15 protein-coding genes are annotated in these 19,721 nt (G+C 41.5%); all 15 read left to right on the top strand.

The window, feature by feature from the left end; all coding sequences use genetic code 11:
- Positions 1-248: 248 nt before the first annotated feature.
- The 15 genes from I6J03_RS04025 (at position 249) to I6J03_RS03955 (ending at position 19,692) form a co-directional block, all read left to right on the top strand.
- Positions 249-2,657: a TonB-dependent receptor gene (locus I6J03_RS04025; protein WP_232279791.1), complete on the top strand. Its 2,409-nt coding sequence runs from the start codon at positions 249-251 to the stop codon at positions 2,655-2,657.
- Positions 2,658-3,350: 693 nt separating this feature from the next.
- Positions 3,351-3,917: a DUF3347 domain-containing protein gene (locus tag I6J03_RS04020; protein WP_232279792.1), complete on the top strand. Its 567-nt coding sequence runs from the start codon at positions 3,351-3,353 to the stop codon at positions 3,915-3,917.
- A gap of 9 nt (positions 3,918-3,926) precedes the next feature.
- Entirely contained in the window at positions 3,927-4,352 is a 426-nt protein-coding gene (locus I6J03_RS04015; protein WP_002993214.1) for a hypothetical protein, read from the top strand.
- Between the two features lie 24 nt (positions 4,353-4,376).
- Positions 4,377-4,949, top strand: a complete 573-nt coding sequence (locus I6J03_RS04010) for a DUF3347 domain-containing protein (protein WP_232279793.1) — start codon at positions 4,377-4,379, stop codon at positions 4,947-4,949.
- Between the two features lie 93 nt (positions 4,950-5,042).
- Positions 5,043-8,894, top strand: coding sequence for an efflux RND transporter permease subunit (locus I6J03_RS04005; RefSeq protein WP_003010052.1), 3,852 nt, complete (start codon positions 5,043-5,045; stop codon positions 8,892-8,894).
- Positions 8,881-10,347, top strand: a complete 1,467-nt coding sequence (locus tag I6J03_RS04000) for a TolC family protein (protein WP_002993217.1) — start codon at positions 8,881-8,883, stop codon at positions 10,345-10,347. The genes I6J03_RS04005 and I6J03_RS04000 overlap by 14 nt, the downstream gene beginning before the upstream one ends.
- A 25-nt stretch (positions 10,348-10,372) precedes the next feature.
- On the top strand, positions 10,373-11,956 hold the full coding sequence (locus I6J03_RS03995) for an efflux RND transporter periplasmic adaptor subunit (protein ID WP_002993218.1): 1,584 nt from the start codon (positions 10,373-10,375) through the stop codon (positions 11,954-11,956).
- 23 nt (positions 11,957-11,979) lie between these two features.
- Positions 11,980-12,453, top strand: a complete 474-nt coding sequence (locus tag I6J03_RS03990) for a heme-binding domain-containing protein (RefSeq protein ID WP_002993219.1) — start codon at positions 11,980-11,982, stop codon at positions 12,451-12,453.
- Positions 12,454-12,525: 72 nt separating this feature from the next.
- Complete coding sequence (locus tag I6J03_RS03985; RefSeq protein WP_115170702.1) at positions 12,526-14,028, top strand: thymidine phosphorylase family protein; 1,503 nt, start codon at positions 12,526-12,528, stop codon at positions 14,026-14,028.
- A 10-nt stretch (positions 14,029-14,038) separates the two neighbouring features.
- A complete protein-coding gene (locus I6J03_RS03980; protein ID WP_003010063.1) occupies positions 14,039-14,932 on the top strand; it encodes a ribose-phosphate pyrophosphokinase in 894 nt (297 codons plus the stop codon).
- 298 nt (positions 14,933-15,230) lie between these two features.
- The gene (locus I6J03_RS03975) at positions 15,231-15,566 is read left to right on the top strand and encodes a DUF5676 family membrane protein (RefSeq protein ID WP_236586216.1); all 336 of its coding nucleotides are present in this window, start codon (positions 15,231-15,233) and stop codon (positions 15,564-15,566) included.
- Positions 15,567-15,568: 2 nt separating this feature from the next.
- Positions 15,569-16,600: a type II glyceraldehyde-3-phosphate dehydrogenase gene (locus tag I6J03_RS03970; RefSeq protein ID WP_003010067.1), complete on the top strand. Its 1,032-nt coding sequence runs from the start codon at positions 15,569-15,571 to the stop codon at positions 16,598-16,600.
- A 47-nt stretch (positions 16,601-16,647) separates the two neighbouring features.
- The gene (locus tag I6J03_RS03965) at positions 16,648-17,751 is read left to right on the top strand and encodes a site-2 protease family protein (RefSeq protein WP_003010068.1); all 1,104 of its coding nucleotides are present in this window, start codon (positions 16,648-16,650) and stop codon (positions 17,749-17,751) included.
- Positions 17,752-17,790: 39 nt separating this feature from the next.
- Positions 17,791-18,462 (top strand): hypothetical protein, encoded by a 672-nt coding sequence (locus I6J03_RS03960; protein WP_003010070.1) that lies wholly within the window; start codon positions 17,791-17,793, stop codon positions 18,460-18,462.
- A 168-nt stretch (positions 18,463-18,630) separates the two neighbouring features.
- Entirely contained in the window at positions 18,631-19,692 is a 1,062-nt protein-coding gene (locus I6J03_RS03955) for a class I fructose-bisphosphate aldolase (protein ID WP_039990349.1), read from the top strand.
- Positions 19,693-19,721: the final 29 nt, after the last annotated feature.

The following is a 19,721-nucleotide window of genomic DNA, read 5'->3' as shown; positions in this document are numbered from 1 at the left end:
CCCCAGATTTCTAAATATGTTCAAAATACTTTAATTTTTGAAAGTAAGAAATCTTATCCTCTATACCAGCAACGCGCTTATTCTTCAAGGGAATCTTCCATTTGGCAACCGCCTAAAATAGCTTAAATTAATACTGTATAGCCATAGATGTGCAAAGTCGGTTGATTTACCGCCTATTCACAATACACGTTTTATAAAGCCAGGTCTGGCTTTTATAGAATCCTTATTAATACTTTTTAAGTTTCCAAATGAAATCAATATCAAAAATTTTGATGGCAATCGCCATATTACTATCAACTGAAAACATATTTGCACAAAACAAAATTTCGGGTACGATCAAAGCCAAAGACATAAATCATAGCTTAGCAGGAGTATCGATTTATATTGCCGACCTTAAAACAGGAACATCAACCAACACAGACGGTAATTATGAAATCAGAAATCTCAAACGGGGAATTTATCTTTTAGAAGTAAGCATTATAGGATATCAGTCGATAATCGAAAAAATAACCATTGAAAAAGATACGGTTATGGACTTTCTGTTAAGCCCAGCTGTTACAGAGCTGAACGAATTGATTATTACAGGTGTAGCCCGCTCAACAGAGCTAAAGCTAAGCCCTGTTATTGTTAAAGCGGTGGACGGTCATACCTTGAAACAGAATACTGCCACCAATTTGATAGACGGCTTGCGGAACATACCCGGCGTAAACCAGATAACTACCGGTGCAGGAATTTCAAAGCCGACCATTCGGGGTTTGGGATTTAACAGAGTAATCACATTGAACAATGGTATTCGGCAAGAAGGACAGCAATGGGGCGATGAACACGGTATCGAGATAGACGAGAATGCGGTGGACAGGGTGGAAGTTGTCAAAGGTCCCGGAAGCCTGATGTACGGTTCGGACGGTATTGCGGGAGTACTTAATTTCCTTGCTCCGAAAGCTTTGCCGTTGGGACAGGTAAAAACACAGGTTTCTACCAATTACCAAAGTAATAACAACCTCATAGGCTACTCCGTTTCCAATGCGGGGAATAAAGACGGCTTCCAATGGCTCGGCAGGTTCAGCAACAAATTTGCGGGCAATTATCAGAACGCCTATGACGGTAAAGTGTTTAATTCGGGCTTTAAGGAACTCAACGGCAGCTTGTTTTTGGGAATAAACAAAAGCTGGGGACACTCGCACCTGACCGTAAGCTCTTATAACAACACCCTTAACCTTGTAGAGGGAGAAAGAGATGAATTAGGAAGATTTATCTACGAAAATGCCAATGGTGATGAAATGGTTGCAACGGACGAAGATTTGAAAGGGTATAAAACAGGTTTTCCGCATCAGAAGATAAATCATATTGGAGTAGCTTCAAACAGTTATTTCATATTGGATAAAGGAACACTTAATGCCGACTTCGGTTTTCAAAATAACAAGCGAAGAGAGCACGAAGACCCTTCCGCTCCCGACCAACCGGCTTTGTTCTTTGACTTGAACACGCTGAATTATAATGTGCGATATAATTTTGAAAAGTCAAACGATTGGGAAACTTCGGTCGGTATCGGTGGTATGTGGCAGTCCAATACCAACAAAGGGGAGGAATTTATGATACCTGCCTATTATCTGTTTGATGCAGGTGGATTTGTTTTCACACAGAAAACTTTTTTTGACAGGCTCACTTTAGCCGGAGGCATCAGGTTCGACAACAGGTATATGAACTCCCAAGAACTTTACCTCGATGAAGACGACAATCCTGTTTCCGGTACAAATTCCGATGCGAGCTTGAAATTTACTGCCTTTGATAAGAACTACAATGGCATTTCGGGGAGTTTGGGATTATCGTACAAAGCGGATAAAAATTCCACATTCAAATTCAACGTATCAAGAGGTTTCAGAGCACCGAACAGCACAGAGCTTTCTGCCAACGGAAGACACGAGGGAACATTTCGGTATATCATCGGAAGACCTGATTTAAAATCAGAAATCAGCCATCAGGTGGATGTTGCATATTTCCTTAATTCCAAACATATCACGTTAGAGTTTACCCCATTTGTAAACTTCATTCAAAACTATATCTATTTGGAAAAAATGGCGGCGAATGATGGTTCAGAGATATTTCCTGACCCCACAGACCCGGCTCCTGGGTTTCATTATACTTCAGGAAATGCCACCTTGCTTGGCGGCGAAATTTATCTGGATATACATCCCCATCCGATGGATTGGCTGCATTTGGAAAACTCATTTTCTTATGTTCAGGCTACCCAAAGCAACCAGCCCGAAAGCTCAAAGTATTTGCCGTTTATTCCTGCCCCACGATACAGGGGAGAAATCAAAGCTGAATTAAAGGAGGTTAATCATACGTTTTCTAACGCCTATATCAAATTCGGTCTTGACCGTTTCTTTAAGCAGGATAAATTTTTCAGTGCTTACGGAACGGAAACCGCAACACCAGCTTACACGCTTTTAAGTGCAGGAATTGGGACAAATATAAAGGCATTCAACCGAAGCGACTTTATGTCTTTGTACATCAGTGGCGAAAACCTTGCTGATATAGCTTATCAGAACCATTTAAGTAGGTTGAAGTATGCTTCTGAAAACCCCGTAACCGGGCGTATGGGTGTATTCAATATGGGACGAAATATCAGTGTTAAATTAATAATGAATTTCTGATTCGATATTATTGAGTGAAAGATTTAAAAGAACGCTAGCAGGAAATGTAACTGACACTATAATGCTCATGGAATAAAAGTAAATGGCGGATAAGAGAAACTTATCTGCCATTTATTTCAAAAAAAACGAACCGGTTTGAAAAATACCATTATCTTTGCAATAGTTTTTTTGTTTTTTACATGTTAAAAAGGATAAACATATTAATGATTATATGCTTATTGGGCTTTTTTATAATCCCAATGCAATCCTATGCGTGTAAATCGCATTCCAAAGAAATTGTTATCAAGGAGAAGTCATGTTGCAGTGCCAACAAGCAGCATCATTCAGAAGATCAATGTGAGAAAGACTGCTGTAAGTCTAAGGATGACACGAGCAATGAATGCTCTGGAAATTGTGGACCTACGTCCTGCCACAGCTCTTCTAATAGTTTTTCTGCAACACCCCCATTTTTTAGGAACGCTCAAAATCCTGTTTTTTCTAAAAGTAAAAAATCATACCCTTTATACAAAGAACCCTTTTATTCTACAGGGGAATCTTCCATTTGGCAACCGCCTAAAATAAGTTAAATTAGTACTGTATAGCCATAGGTGTGCGAAATCGGTTGATTTTGCACCTATCCGCAATACATGTTTTATTAAAAGCCAGATCTGGCTTTTGATTATTTACCATTTTTAATACTTAATAAGGTTCCAAATGAAATCAATATCAAAAATATTGATGGTAATCACCGTATTACTATCCGCAGCAAACAGCTTTGCGCAAAACCAGAACGAGCAACATCACAACCATGGTGGAACAGCTCAAGCAAAGAATATTCCATCACAAAATTTATCACAATTACATGCCGTATTTGACAAGTATTTTTCCATAAAAGATGCTTTGGTAAACGCAGATGTAAATATAGCATCTTCAAATGCTACTGAATTAGCCACAGTTATTAAAACAGTGGATATGGGTGAACTTTCTCCCAAAGAGCATACCGTATGGATGAAGGTCATGAAGGAACTGTCTTTAAACACAGAAAACATCTCGAAATCGAAAGACGTCGTAAAGCAACGGAGGGCATTTGCCCTACTTTCTAAGAATGTCAATGAATTGGCAAACGCATCAAAGCAAAAAACAACTATGTACTACCAAAACTGCCCGATGTACAACGATGGCAAAGGTGCAACTTGGTTAAGTAAAAGTACGGATATCAAAAACCCGTATTACGGTTCAAAAATGCTGACCTGCGGTAGTACTATTGAAAAATTAAATTAGTCAGCCATTATGAGATGTCTATTGATTGGGATCGTTACTTCTATTGTAGTCATATTTAGTTCATGCAACAATAACCCTACACTAAAGGTGCAAGACAATACATATACTTCAAAAAGCTCAAATACAAATACCCGTGACCACAATGCCTTTGAAATGGGCGATGTAGTTCCGTCGGAAGAGGTATGCATGGTCAACAATGAATACATGGGCAAAAAGCAATTTGAGGTAAATTTTGAAGGAAAAATATATTACGGATGTTGCCAGATGTGTAAAGAACGTATTCCAAAAGATCCTTCTACACGCGTTGCCATAGATCCATTTTCCAAAAAGCAGATAGATAAAGCGACTGCTATAATAGCAATTACGGGCAACAACGGGGAAGTATCATATTTTGAAAATAATACTACATATACAAATTACATAAATCAATTTTAATTATTAAAAACAGAAATCATGACAATGAAACATTTATTTGTAGGCTTACTAGCCTCATCCTTATTGACCTTGGCAGCATGCAATGGCGCTTCTGAAAAAAAATCAGAAAGCGACGTCCATACTGAAACAACGGTATCCAACGAAAGCAACGCTGCAAGCGACCAGGGAACTTTTTCGGAACTTTTTTCCCATTACCAGCACCTGACTTTTGCTTTGTCTTCCGATAATGATAAAGAAGCCGCAAATGCAGCTAAAGGCATGCTGGAAGCACTCCCCAAGATTAATACCGAGGGCTTTAGTGCAGAACAGAAAAGCACCTTCGATGACATCGCTGCTGATATTCAGGAACATTCGGAGCACATAGGTGATAACATAGGCAATATCGCTCATCAAAGAGAACATTTAGTGATCTTGAGCAAGGATTTTTATGATATAACAAAAGAATTCGGCACCGAAAAGCCCATGTACAAGATTTTTTGCTCGATGTACGATGACAACAAAGGAGCATATTGGTTAAGCGATAGCAAAGAGGTCAAAAACCCTTACTATGGTGAAGATATGCTAACATGTGGTGAAGTTCAGGAAGAACTGAAGTAAAAACGCTGATTAAGATTTGAAATTCAAATATCAGGTACCGGTCGATTTCTGTAGGCTGGTATCTGATATTAAAATGTAAACAATGTATATGTTATGCTTAAAAAAATTATCAAATATTTTTTGGAGAACCGAGTAATAACACTGTTATTACTTGTGGTTGTCCTTATATGGGGGCTGATTACAGCGCCCTTTAATTGGCATCAAAATGCGTTGCCGAGCGATCCTGTGCCGGTCGATGCGATTCCGAACATTGGGGAGAACCAGCAAATTGTTGCGACCGAATGGATGGGGAGGTCTCCCAAAGATATACAGGAGCAGATTACCTATCCACTCACGACCTCCTTACTGGGCATCCCCGGCGTAAAAACAATCCGGAGCAGTTCGATGTTCGGCATGTCCTTCCTCTATGTCATTTTTGAAGAGGATGTTGAGTTTTATTGGAGCCGTTCCCGTATTCTGGAAAAACTGAATTCATTGCCTGCCGGCACATTACCATCCGATGTAACGCCCACGCTCGGGCCGGATGCCACTGCTTTGGGGCAGGTCTTTTGGTATACACTGGAGGGACGCAATCCCGAAACCGGAAAACCTACAGGAGGCTGGGACCCCGATGAGCTGCGCACGATTCAGGATTTCTATGCCAAATATAATTTGGCAGCATCGGAAGGGGTTTCCGAAGTGGCTTCCATCGGAGGTTTCGTAAAAGAATACCAAGTCGATATCAATCCAGATGCGATGCGCGCATACAATGTATCCGTAATGGATATCATGTCGGCTATCCAAAACAGCAACCTGGATATCGGTGCAGAGACGATCGAAATAAACAAAGCGGAATATCTGGTGCGTGGATTGGGCTACCTTAAAAGTGTCCAGGATCTTGAAGATGCCGTAGTGGCTGTGCGCAATAATGTTCCCGTAAAGATAAAAGACGTTGGGTTTGTCAATTTGGGACCCTCCACACGACGCGGTGGATTGGATAAGGAAGGCGTGGAAGCAGTTGGCGGTGTAGTAGTTGCCCGGCATGGAACCAACCCCATGGAAGTCATCAATAATGTCAAGGCGAAGATCAAAGAAATGGAGGCAGGTTTCCCTCAAAAAACATTAGAGGATGGGACTATTTCAAAAGTCACCGTCGTTCCGTTTTATGACCGCTCGGGTTTAATCCAGGAAACCATCGGGACGCTGGAAAATGCTTTAGCACACGAAATCCTGATCTGTATTATCGTTGTGATCGTGCTGGTGATCAACCTGCGAGCATCGATTCTTATATCCAGTATCTTGCCCATTGGCGTACTGGCGACCTTCATAATCATGAAACAAATGGGGGTCGAGGCGAATATCGTTGCCCTTTCGGGAATCGCCATTGCCATTGGGGTCATGGTGGATGTGGGGATTGTCTTTATCGAAAGCATACTACGCCATATGGATGAAGAAAAAGCCAAGGGTGTTGAGAGTCGGGGGAAAGCCTTTGTAAACTTGATTTCCACCGCTGTTGCGGAAGTGTCGGGTGCTTTGTCAACGGCGATGCTCACCACGATCATCAGCTTTTTACCTGTTTTTATGATGGAAGCACAAGAAGGTAAGTTGTTCGGTCCCTTGGCATACACCAAAACCTTTGCTTTGGTTTCAGCCTTTGTGTTAGGCATTATTATCTTGCCAACACTGGCTTATTATATATTTTCAATCCGTATCAATGGGAGTAAAGTTCGCCGGATAGCCAACTACGTTTTGGTAGTTGCCGGTATCGCTCTTTGGATCTATACAGGTGTTTTTGTCGCGTTCGCATTGACTTTGATCGGAGTCAACAACCTGTTTACACCAAGAAGGAAAGGAGAAAAAATTGCCAACTACGTTAATGTAGCTATCACACTTTTTGTAGCGATGTATTACCTGACGGTTGAGTGGCTGCCACTCGGCACGCAGGCAAGCACCACACTTAACTTTGTGTTCGTATTCTTTGCCATTGGTTCCATCCTGGGAATGTTATGGGCATTGGTGATCTATTATGAACAGATTCTTCGATGGTCACTTTCCAACCGGTGGAAATTCATGGCCATCCCTATCATTACTTTATTATTCGGAATGTTAGCATGGATGGGCGTAGAGAAGAGTTTTGGTTTTGTTGCAAATGGCTTCGAAAAGACAGGTTGGAAATCATTTCGGGAGACTGCCTTCTGGCAAAAATCCACCGAAACATTTCCCGGTATCGGGGAGGAATTTATGCCAAGCCTCAATGAAGGTTCTTTCCTTTTGATGCCCACCAGTATGCCGCATACTGGGATTGAACAAAACCTGCAATTGATCAGAACACTTGATAAACGTATTCAAAACATACCGGAAGTCGAACTTATCGTAGGAAAATGGGGCCGTGTGAATTCTGCACTTGATCCGGCTCCTACACAGATGTTTGAAAATACGATCAATTATATCCCGGAATTTTATCTGGATGAAGACGGGCATCGTGAAAGGTTCAAGGTAAACAGTTCCGGAGAATTCGTGTTGAAAGGTGACAAGACCTATGCTGTTTCCGATGGTTTCCGTTCCATACCACGGGACAGTCTGATTGAAGATAAAAGCGGAAAATTTTTCCGCAGATGGCGTCCTGAAATTAAAAAGGCCGACGATATATGGCAAGAGATCGTCAATGTTTCCCATCTGCCCGGATTGACTTCCGCTCCTAAGTTGCAACCGATAGAAGCGAGAATGGTAATGCTTTCTACGGGAATGAGGGCTCCGATGGGGCTAAAGGTTTCGGGTCCGGATCTGGAGTCGATTGAAATCGGTGGCAAGGCCTTGGAAGCAGCCTTAAAGGATGTTCCATCTGTTATGCCATCGACCGTTTTCTACGACAGGGCTGTTGGCGCACCCTATATCGAAATCCATCTGAACCGGGATAGAATGGCCAGATACGGTATTACCGTTGCCGAGCTTCAGGAAGTAATCAGTGCGGCAGTCGGCGGTATGACGTTGACCACTACAGTCGAAGGCCGGGAACGGTTTCCCGTTCGCCTGCGCTACCCACGAGAATTACGGGATGACCCGGATGCGTTGCGAAAAATAATCATTCCGACAGCTACAGGAGCTCAGATTCCATTGGGGGATGTGGTGGATGTTGAATATGCCAAGGGCGCTCAGATGATCCAAAGTGAAAATACCTTTTTGTTGGGTTATGTAATCTTTGATAAAAAAAGTGGCATAGCGGAAGTCGACGTAGTATACGAAGCGGATCAACTCCTAAAGGAAAAAATAGCGTCTGGAGAACTGGATTTACCCAACGGGGTGACGTATAAGTTTGCCGGAAATTATGAACAGCAAGAACGTGCCGCAAAAAGGCTAATGCTTATTATACCACTGAGTTTGTTAGCCATTTTAGTAATTCTCTACTTTCAGTTCCGAACGGTTACAGCATCGTTAATTCATTTTTCCGGTGTTTTTGTAGCTCTTGCAGGAGGTTTTATTTTGTTGTGGCTTTACGGACAGCCTTGGTTTATGGATTTCTCTGTCGGAGGGACAAATATGAGGGATCTGTTCCAGATGCACAGCATCAATCTCAGCATTGCCGTTTGGGTAGGATTTATCGCCCTGTTCGGACTGGCGACGAGTGATGGTGTATTAATGGGAACATACATCCACGATACATTTGAAGCACGGAACCCCAGAACAAAAGATGAAATACGGGAAGCAGTCATATACGCAGGCTTAAAGCGTGTCAGACCGGCAGCGATGACCACTGCTACAGCACTGATCGCCTTACTGCCTGTCCTGACCTCTACCGGTAAAGGTGCGGAAATCATGGTACCAATGGCCATCCCGACTTTCGGCGGCATGCTGATCCAATCCATGACCATGTTTGTGGTTCCAGTATTCCAGTGCTGGTGGAGGGAATCTGCCACTAAAAAAGAAAATAGAAAAAATAATAAAAATATAGCGAATGAAAACGAATAAGATAAATCGGTATATAACCGTGGCTGTATTAACAAGCTTAAGCATTTTTTCGCAAGCTTTAGCCCAAGACTACCCCACCGATTCGCTGTCCTATTATATACAAGTCGCAATCGAAAATAATCCGGGTGTAAAATCACAAAAGTATGCGCATGAGGCATACCTTGAAAAAATTCCGCAAGCCGGAGCATACCAAGACCCCGAATTGTCCATGGAAGCATATACGATGCCTATGGAAATTATAGGAGGGCGTTCTATTGGAAATGTGAGCTTGATGCAAATGTTTCCATGGTTCGGCACGAGAAAAGCAGCTCGCACAGAGGCTACACATATGGCCAATATGCAAGATCAACAGTATCGGGAAGCCATAAATAATCTGATCCTTCAGGTCAGCACACAGTGGTACACGATGCAAAAATTGAACGAGCAACTCAAGAATAATCAGGAAAACCAAGTGTTTCTAAAACAATTGGAACAATTGGCAATACGGAAATTCTCTGCGCCCTCAAGCACCTCACAATCAAGTGTAGCACCCGTCGTAAGCAGTAATACGCCTTCCTCACCAACCAGATCTAGTGCTTCATCGGGTATGGGAGGGATGAGTATGGGAGGAGGCAATTCAGCTCCTGCTACTAATCAGAATATGAGTATGCCGTCCGGTGGTGGCATGGGAGCAATGGAAGGTGGCTCCGGATCGGGTATGTCAGAGGTGCTTCGTATCCAATTGGAAATTGTCGAAATTGAAAATAACATTGAAAGTTTACATGCTCAGATTAAAGCCGAAAAAGCAAAATTCAATGCATTGTTGAATCGGGAAGCAACTGAAAAGGTCATGCTGGGACAAGAGATCCACAAGCTGAATTTTTTATATAGCGAGGAAGAGGCACTAAGGGTTATTGAGGCAAACAACCCCATGCTTGAAATGATTGCCGAAGAAGGCTTGGCATTTAAGGCAAAAGCGGAAATGGATCGGAAAATGAGTTATCCCATGATTGGTATCGGTGTGGAATACATGGTTGTGGGAAGGACGAATAATTCAATGCTGGCCATGGACGGGATGAACGGTAAGGATATGGTCATGCCTATGGTTTCAGTGAGCCTGCCACTCTTCCGTAAAAAATACAATGCCCAGCAAAACGAAAGCAGGCTATGGCGAAAATCAAGCGAAGAGAACTTTAAAAACACCTTCAACACTTTGAAAAGCGAGTTTTACAGTCTCAAAAGCCAACTGGATGATGCTCAGCGTGCCATCGAGCTGTACGAAAAACAAACTACGCTCGCCCAAACGACATATAACCTGATCGTAAAAGAGTTCGTTACAGGCAAAAGTGACTTGACCAACGTTATTCAGGTGCAGCGGCAATTATTGGATTATCAGCTTAGGAAAGCTGAGGCCCTTGCCAACTATAATACGATGGTTGTGTCAATAAAAAAATTATTAGCAGACCATAAATAATGCAATTATTTTGAAATTCTTAGCAATGAATAAACTGAAAAATATTTTTAGAAATAAGGCGGTAACTTACGGGGTTATATTATTGTCCGGACTACTGCTTGGCTGGGCGATATTTGGCGGGAATTCGTCCCATGATCACAGCCATGACCTTGAAATGGAAGTGACCGAGGACGGGGAAACAGTATGGACTTGCTCCATGCACCCCCAGATCAGAATGGATAAACCGGGGAAATGCCCGATATGTGCAATGGATCTAATTCCCTTGAAATCATCCGGGGGAGGTGATGATGTAATTGACGATGACGCCATCCAGATGTCAGAAGAAGCCATAGCATTGGCGAATATCCAGACTTCGATTGTCGGCCACCAAGACGCTGTTAAAGATGTCCAACTGTATGGGACTATTCAGGTGGACGAACGTTTACAACAATCCCAAACATCGCATGTCAATGGCCGTATTGAAAATCTTTACGTAACCTTTACTGGCGAGTCGGTAAGAGAAGGACAACTGATAGCCAAAATCTATTCGCCTGATTTATTGACGGCGCAGCAAGAATTGCTCGAAGCTGCAAAATTGCAGGATATGCAGCCCCTCCTATTGGATGCCGCGAAAGAGAAGCTGAGTTTATGGAAGGTGTCAGAGGATCAGATAAGCAAAATATTGACATCCAACGAAGTTTCACCCTACGTCAATATATATGCGAATACAAGTGGTGTTGTCATAGCAAAAAATGTAAACCCGGGCGATTATATCGGCCAAGGGAGCGTCTTGTACACCATTTCAAACCTTTCCAAGTTATGGGCGGTTTTTGATGCGTATGAAACAGATCTGCCATTTCTAAAGGTGGGAGATCAGCTGGAATATACATTACGGAGTTTGCCCGGAAAAGTCTATAATGGGCGGATTGCCTTTATTAACCCTATCCTTGATGCCAATTCAAGAACGGCAAAAATCAGGGTCGAAGCCGATAACCGGGATCGCAATCTCAAACCTGAAATGTATGCAACAGCAAGGATCACTGCTCCTTTAAAGGGCTACAACGATGAGTTGGTCATTCCCAAGTCGGCGGTTTTATGGACAGGGAAGCGCTCCATAGTTTACGTAAAACAGCCAAATACATCCACGCCTGCTTTTAAACTTCGGGAGATCGTCTTGGGCCCCTCATTGGGCGACCAATATGTTGTTATGTCGGGGCTGGAAAATGGCGAGGAAATCGTGACCAAGGGAGCTTTCACCGTTGATGCAAGTGCCCAGCTGGAAGGTAAAATCAGTATGATGAATAACGATGGCGCAGCATCGGCTGCCGGACATCAGCATGGCGATGCTCAAACCAATGTCAATAAGACCCATGATATGTTGAAAGTATCAGGAAATTGTGAAATGTGCAAAAGCCGGATTGAGAAAGCGGCCAAAAGTGTCAAGGGGGTGATTTCCGCAAACTGGGATGTTAATGCCAAAGTTATCCATTTGGATTTCGATTCAAAAGTAACCTCAAAAAGTGCCATAAGCAAAGCTATTGCTAATGTTGGTCACGATACAGAGCTGGACAAGGCTCCCAAGGCGGTTTATGACGACTTACCGAGTTGCTGTCTCTATGACCGGGGATAATGGTACTTGATTAATATTAGATCATGAAAAAAAACGGAAAACGAACGAAAGCATACAAAGTAATTTTAACAGTTCTGTTAAGTGTGTTTGTGTTAATGCAATTTATAACCCCCCAAAGGAACCTATCCCCGGTTCCTGCGGGCCAGGTTTTTGTTGATTCATTTAAGGTCGATGCAAAAGTTAATGCAATCCTGTCGGTATCATGCTATGACTGCCATAGCAATAATACCCAATACCCTTGGTACACTAATGTTCAGCCTTTGGGTTGGTTCATGGCAGATCATATAACCGAAGGAAAAGAGAAATTGAACTTTGATGATTTGCCAAATTACAGCCCGAGAAGGATAAACTCAAAGTTTAGCCAGATTATTGAGCAAATCGAGAAAGGTAAAATGCCGTTGAGTTCATATACGTGGATGCATGGGGGTGCTCGTCTAAGCATGGAAGATAAGAAGCTGTTAGTTGAATACTTTAACTCGTTGATGGATAATGAATAAGTTTAGAGTGTTAATAGTACAGACGGTTCCTTCGGAAATAGACTCAAAACGTAAATTTTAATAACAGGAAAAGTGGAAAACCAATCTAATATCTTAAAATACAAACATCTCGGAATCTACACTCAAAACGAGAATGTAGTATATATGCATGAAAACTGCCACGTTTGTGCTTCAGAAGGCTTTGAGGCACTTACCCGAATTAGAATATCCACTGCAACGGACTCAATCGTAGCAAGTCTTAATGTAATTTCATCCAATCTTCTATTGACTGATGAAATTGGGTTATCGGACGCCGCAGCAAAAAAACTGAATGTTTCCCCAAATGAAACTTTGTATGTTTCACATTTGGAACCTATTAAATCTTTAAGCCACGTACGGGCAAAAATCTACAATCAGAAACTGGATTACTTGGCGTACAATGAAATCATTACGGATATAGTTCAGGGCAATTATTCCAATATCGACCTCACAGCATTTATCACCGCCTGTGCCGGAAATAGAATGGATCTTGATGAAATCACCTATCTTACAAAAGCCATGATTGCTTCTGGTATGCAATTGCACTGGAACAAGGAGATTGTTGTTGATAAGCATTGCATCGGAGGGTTACCAGGCAATAGAACAACACCGTTGGTAGTTGCCATTGTTACTGCCTTTGGCCTTACAATGCCCAAAACGTCTTCCCGTGCCATTACCTCGCCTGCCGGTACTGCAGATACCATGGAAGTATTTACCAATGTAACGCTTTCCCCTGAAAAAATAAAAGAAGTGGTTCATAAGGAAGGGGGGTGTATCGTTTGGGGTGGAACAGCCCAGTTAAGCCCGGCAGATGATCTGCTGATAAAAATCGAAAAAGCCCTCGATATAGATAGCGAGGGACAGCTAATTGCTTCGGTACTCTCAAAAAAAGCAGCGGCGGGTTCCACGCACGTTGTTATAGATATTCCTGTAGGTGAAACTGCAAAAATGAGAAGTACAAAAATGGCGCAGGAATTACAGGATCATATGGAAGCAATAGGCAAAGAAGTGGGATTGAATGTAAAAGTAATAATTACAGACGGTTCCCAACCTGTGGGGAGGGGAATTGGCCCAGCGCTTGAAGCCATTGATATATTGAAAGTGCTGAAAAATGAAGCCGATGCCCCTAAAGACTTGACAGAAAGATCATTGCTTTTAGCTGGAGAACTATTGGAGCTTTCGGGAAAAGTCGATTCGGGAACCGGATACCAAACAGCGAAGCAAGTGTTAGAATCGGGTAAAGCTTATAAAAAATTTATTTCCATCTGCAAAGCCCAAGGTCGCTTCTCACAACCTGTTTTAGCACACTATAAAAATGAAGTTAGAGCCGAAAAGCCGGGAGTTCTGCAAGTAATTGATAACAGAAAAATTGCAAAACTCGCCAAACTTTCGGGTGCACCTCAATCTAAATCCGCAGGGATTCATTTAAATGTCCGTCTGGGAGAAAATATTGAAAAGGGCCAGCTACTATATACTATTTATGCAGAATCCAAAGGCGAGCTTAATTATGCTTTGGAATATAAAAACCATCACGACAATATTATAACCTTAATTTAAAGAACATACTATGAACACGATATTATTTAGTCTTCCGGGAAATGAAGAACTCACAGCGCTTTTGGCAAAAAAAATGAATGCGGAAATTGGCAATGTGACGTTTCGCAAATTTCCAGACGGAGAAACCTATACCCGTATCTTATCTGATGTTAAAGACAAACGTGTGGTACTAATCTGTACTTTACATGAACCTGATGAAAAATTGTTGCCACTTTACTTTTTAAGCCATACGGCAAAGTCGCTAGGTGCGAAATGTACCTGTTTGGTAGTTCCATACCTCGCATATATGCGACAGGACAAAGTTTTTAATGAGGGTGAAGGAGTAACCTCTGGTTTTTTTGGAAAATTAGTTTCTGGTTTTGCCGATAGCATTATCACAGTTGATCCCCACTTGCATCGAATAAGTTCTTTGGAAGAAGTTTATGACATTCCAAATAAAGTCGTCCGTGCAGCAGATGCTATTTCAGAATGGATAATTGAAAACATCGAAAACCCTGTCCTTATAGGTCCAGATTCTGAAAGCGAGCAATGGGTTTCAGAAGTTGCGAAGAATGCGGGAGCACCATTTACGGTACTGCAAAAGGTGCGTCATGGAGACCGTGAAGTGGAGGTTTCTGTCCCCGAGGTGGGTAGATACAAAGATCATACCCCTGTTTTAGTGGATGACATAATCTCAACTGCACGCACAATGATTGAAACTGTGGAACATTTGAAAATTGCTGGAATGAAACCACCGATATGTATAGGCATACACGCTGTTTTTTCGGGTAATGCCTATCAGGAATTAATGGATACCGGAGTGAACAACATAGTAACCTGTAACACCATTCCACACCCTTCAAATGCTATTGATTTGAGTAATGTATTGGCAAAAGAGGTAAAACAAATAATGGACCAGATATGATTAAGTAGAACTTCAGAAAAAAACATTTTAAAGAAAGTAAATCAGTAAAAGTTATAACAAAAGCAAGAAAAAATGTAATAGCTCACTGTAAATGATTCAATATCTTTATATTAATAAACAGAAAAGAGAAATTCTAACTCTAAACTAAAAATCATGAAACACCTATGGATGATTATTGGATGTATCCTTCCACTATTATTGATTTTTTTAGCTCCCGCATTAGGGCTGAGCTCACAAGTTTCAATGTTTATTTTCATTGTATTCATGTTTGCCTGCCATTTATTAATGCCGATGCTTCATGGCAGTCACGATCACAAGCAACAAAATTCAGAAACTACTAAATCAGAAAAAAAACATGGACACCATTAATGTTAAAAGGTTCGGCCTTGCAACAGGGCTTACTGCAACACTGCTTTATGTTGGTTGTATTTTGGTAATGGCCACCGTGGGTCATAGTGGCACAGTTTCATTTTTCAACGGTATTCTTCATGGTATAGACACAACGTCAATTATCCGGACGGATGTTTCTTTTTGGGAAGTATGTATGGGTATTGTTGAAATTTTTATTATCGGTTGGCTGGTGGGTTCGTGTATTGCAGCTATTTATAATATCAGTTCAAAAACCAAATTGTAGTTATGAAAAAGATCAAAGTAGCCATCAATGGGTATGGCGTAATAGGGAAACGGGTAGCAGATGCTGTCAGCCTTCAGGATGACATGGAATTAATCGGTGTGTGTGATGTTGTTACAGATTGGCGCATCAAAATGGCAGTAAGTAAAAGTTACCTTGTTTACGGTTTTGACCAAGCAGTCAGTAATCAAATGAAGGAAGTCGGGATTCCGGTAGTAGGCAGTTTGGATGATATGTTGCAGGCAGCCGATATTGTAATTGATTGTACACCAAAAAAGATAGCGTCCCAAAACCTTCCAAAATATAGGCTAATGGGTATAAAATTTATTGTACACGGAGGAGAAAAACATGAAACCACGGGGCACTCTTTTAGCGCGGAAAACAATTATGAAACTGCCATCGGACGTGAAAGCACTCGCGTTGTATCTTGCAATACAACTTCTATTGTGCGTACGCTTACGGCATTAAAAAATGCCGGACTGCTAAAGAAAGCAAGAGGCACATTGCTTCGAAGAGCAACCGACCCATGGGAAAGTCATTTAAATGGTATAATGAATACCCTCGTTCCTGAAAAAGATATACCCAGCCACCAGGGGCCGGATGCACAAACGATTGATCCTTCTTTGGATGTAATTACTACCGCTATTAAAGTGCCGCAAACCCTAAGCCACCTTCATTACTGGAATGTGCAGCTTTCCCGGCAGGCGGCAAAAGATGAAGTATTGCAGGCATTCGCCAATTCCACCAGAATAGCTATGATTAATTACAGCGATGGGCTGCCAGCCAACAATACGGTGAAAGAACTGATGCTTGAAATGGGTCGTCCGTATGGCGATATGTATGAAGTAGCTGTATGGAAAGATATGCTGAAAGTACAGGGCGATGAATTGTTTTATGCTTACATAGTGGACAATCAGGCCATCGTAATCCCCGAAACCATAGATGCTATCCGTGCATTGACTGGAATAGAACCTAATGCTGAAAAGTCAATTATAAAGACGAACGCGAGCCTTGGCATAAAGCAAAGTTTTTATTAGTCGGAAAACAAAAGAAATAAGCAATCATATAATTAAAACGGAATAGTATGAAAAAGAAATGGGCTTTGTATCTCGGAAATATTTTAGGCATAAAGGTGTTTATTCATTGGACGTTTGTGATACTTCTGGCTTGGGTATTCCTGATGCACACACAAATGGGTCATGGCTTTTCGGAAGCAATATGGGGAGTAGTTTTTATCCTTGCTTTGTTTGTTTGTGTGATATTTCATGAATTTGGACACGCTCTTACAGCTAAGCGGTACAATATTCAGACTAAAGATGTTACGGTTTACCCTATTGGTGGTGTCGCTACTCTTGAAAGCATGCCGAGAAAACCAAAACAGGAATTGATGGTGGCATTTGCAGGTCCCGCCGTTAATTTCGTTATTGCTGCTGGTCTGTGGATATATATGCAGCTTTCTGCTACGATGCCTGATTGGACTGTGCTAAAAAACGTGGATCACATGCAAACCGAGTCTTTTGTTTTCAATCTCTTTGTAGCAAATATCATTTTGGCAGTATTTAACCTTATACCGGCTTTTCCAATGGACGGTGGCAGGGTATTGCGAGCGCTTCTTGCTTTCAAAATGGATAGATCCAAGGCCACACGAATTGCTGCCGAAGTAGGTCAATTTCTAGCAATTTTGTTAGTTTTCCTGGGCTTTTTCTTTAATTTCTGGCTTGTTTTTATCGGATTGTTTATATACCTAGGAGCCAGTAGCGAAGCTACTTATGAAGCTACACACAGCATACTGGAAGGCTATGATGTTCGAAAAGTGTTGATGACACGGTTTACTACCCTGCTTCCAAACGACAGCCTTGAAAAAGCAGTTCAGATACTGCTCGACGGGAAGGAGCAGGATTTTCTTGTCGCTACAGATGGCAAAGTTCAGGGCGTGCTTTCGCGGAAAGAACTGATACAGGGGTTGTCTGCTTTCGGAAAATCGTCTCCTGTAAGGAACAGCATGCGGACGGACTTCACAATACTTTCACCGGAGATGAGCCTGCAGGACGTTTTCTCAAACATGACAACAAAGGGTTATAAGGTTTATCCAGTACAGGATAAAGGCGTACTGGTTGGCATGGTAGATAAAGAAAATATAAGTGAATTGATTTTGGTGCAACAAGCCTTATCAGGAAAGAAAAGTTAACTAAGCCTATCAATCTGGCTTAAAGAAAAAAAACGAGATATGAATAAATCAATTTATAGCATATTATTTTTCACTCTGTTCCTATTTCCTTTTGCGACATTGAAAGCTCAGGACAATGCAATGTTGATTGAGCAAATAGAAGGCAAAAAGATAACAAGAGAAAGTTTTGACAAAAAGGGAAAACTTACAGGGAAGCAAATATTTACTGCCGGAAAAATGGCCCGAAGGGGCGGGACTTTCTTTATAAACATCAAAACTGAACTTTATGACGAAGCACAGAAGTTAGAGTCAACCTACACGACCAATTATGAGTGCCGTCCCGAAGACGCTGACGTGCTTTTATCGGTCTTTGCAATCAATCCCAAAAAGAGGAAGGTCAGGGTGTCCGTGAAATCCGGGGATTTTAAAAAACTTTATGCTTTAGCGGCTGATGAAATGATACGCAGTATGAGTTTGACGATGTATGTGGAAACAGGCATTCTCAATTTCCTTGGGTCAAAAAACAATGTAGATGTCACCAATCGTGTGATCATTAAAGAAAATAACAACCTGAAGATTACAGAAAAAATTTCCATTAAAGCTTATCTAATGGGCATACAGGTAAGAACAATTAATTATGACGTAACGGAATATTTAACGCTTTCGGGTTTATTGCAGAAGCAGGAATTTAAACAAGCGAACGGTGGTTATTTTACTGTTAGCTATAAATAAAATCAACTTGGAATGGCACATAAAAACAAGAAGCAGTTAAGTTCTTGAGCAAAAGGATTTTGAGAGCAACGGGTTGGTCTAGTTATGCACTTTCCGGAATTGAAACCGATACGGCAACGTCCTTTTCCAAAACAAATAGAAGTTTATGAATTAAGTAAAGTTAAAAAAATGAAAATAAGCGAAAATATTGCAGAGCTATTAGGGAAAAAGGCATCCTTCTATTTGGATCACGTTTGTGAAAAAATAACGAAGGATGAATTACAAACCCCCGGTAAGGATGGTCTTGACCAGGTATTTGGAAATAGCAATAGAAATCCACAAGTACTGCGAAGTCTTTCCCAGTTGTACAAACACGGGAATCTGGGAAGCACAGGCTACTTAAGCATCCTGCCTATCGATCAAGGTATTGAGCATAGTGCCGCTTTTTCGTTCTATAAAAACCGTGACTATTTTGACCCCGAGAATATAATAAAACTAGCCATTGAAGCTGGTTGCAATGCTGTGGCATCTACGTTTGGCGTACTGGGATTGAACGCCCGAAAATATGCCCACAAAATCCCATTTATTGTAAAAATTAATCACAATGAACTGCTTACCTATCCAAATTCCTATGACCAAACACTATTTGGAAAGGTTAAATCGGCTTGGGATATGGGAGCTGTTGCTGTGGGTGCTACCATTTATTTTGGTTCAAAAGAAAGTAACAGACAGCTTAAAGAAATAGCCGAAGCCTTCGAAGAAGCACATAGTTTGGGAATGGCAACCATTTTATGGTGCTATACCCGTAATGATGCTTTTAAAACCGAAACTGAAGATTATCACACGTCTGCAGATTTAACGGGACAAGCCAATCATTTGGGTGTGACCATTCAGGCTGATATAATCAAACAAAAACTTCCGACCAACAATTTTGGATTTAGAGAAATAGGATTTGGAAAGTATGACGATGCTATGTATAAAGCGCTTACCACAGACCATCCTATTGACTTATGCAGATTGCAGGCGGCCAATTGCTATATGGGCAAAATAGGATTGATCAATTCAGGAGGCGGATCCAAAGGTGAGTCTGATTTCGTTGAAGCAGTTATAACGGCCGTAGTCAATAAACGAGCAGGAGGAACTGGATTGATTATGGGAAGAAAGGCATTTCAAAAACCATTCGCTGAAGGGATAGAATTAATCAATGCGGTCCAAAGTGTTTATTTGAACGGTAAAATTACAATAGCGTGAAGTATTTGGTTAAAACATCAGTCCTTTAG

The sequence above is a fragment of the Sphingobacterium spiritivorum genome (assembly GCF_016724845.1).
GTDB classification, from domain to species: Bacteria; Bacteroidota; Bacteroidia; order Sphingobacteriales; family Sphingobacteriaceae; genus Sphingobacterium; species Sphingobacterium spiritivorum_A.
The sequence above is the reverse complement of the archived record's forward strand: the minus strand, read 5'-3'. Positions and strand labels throughout refer to the sequence as shown.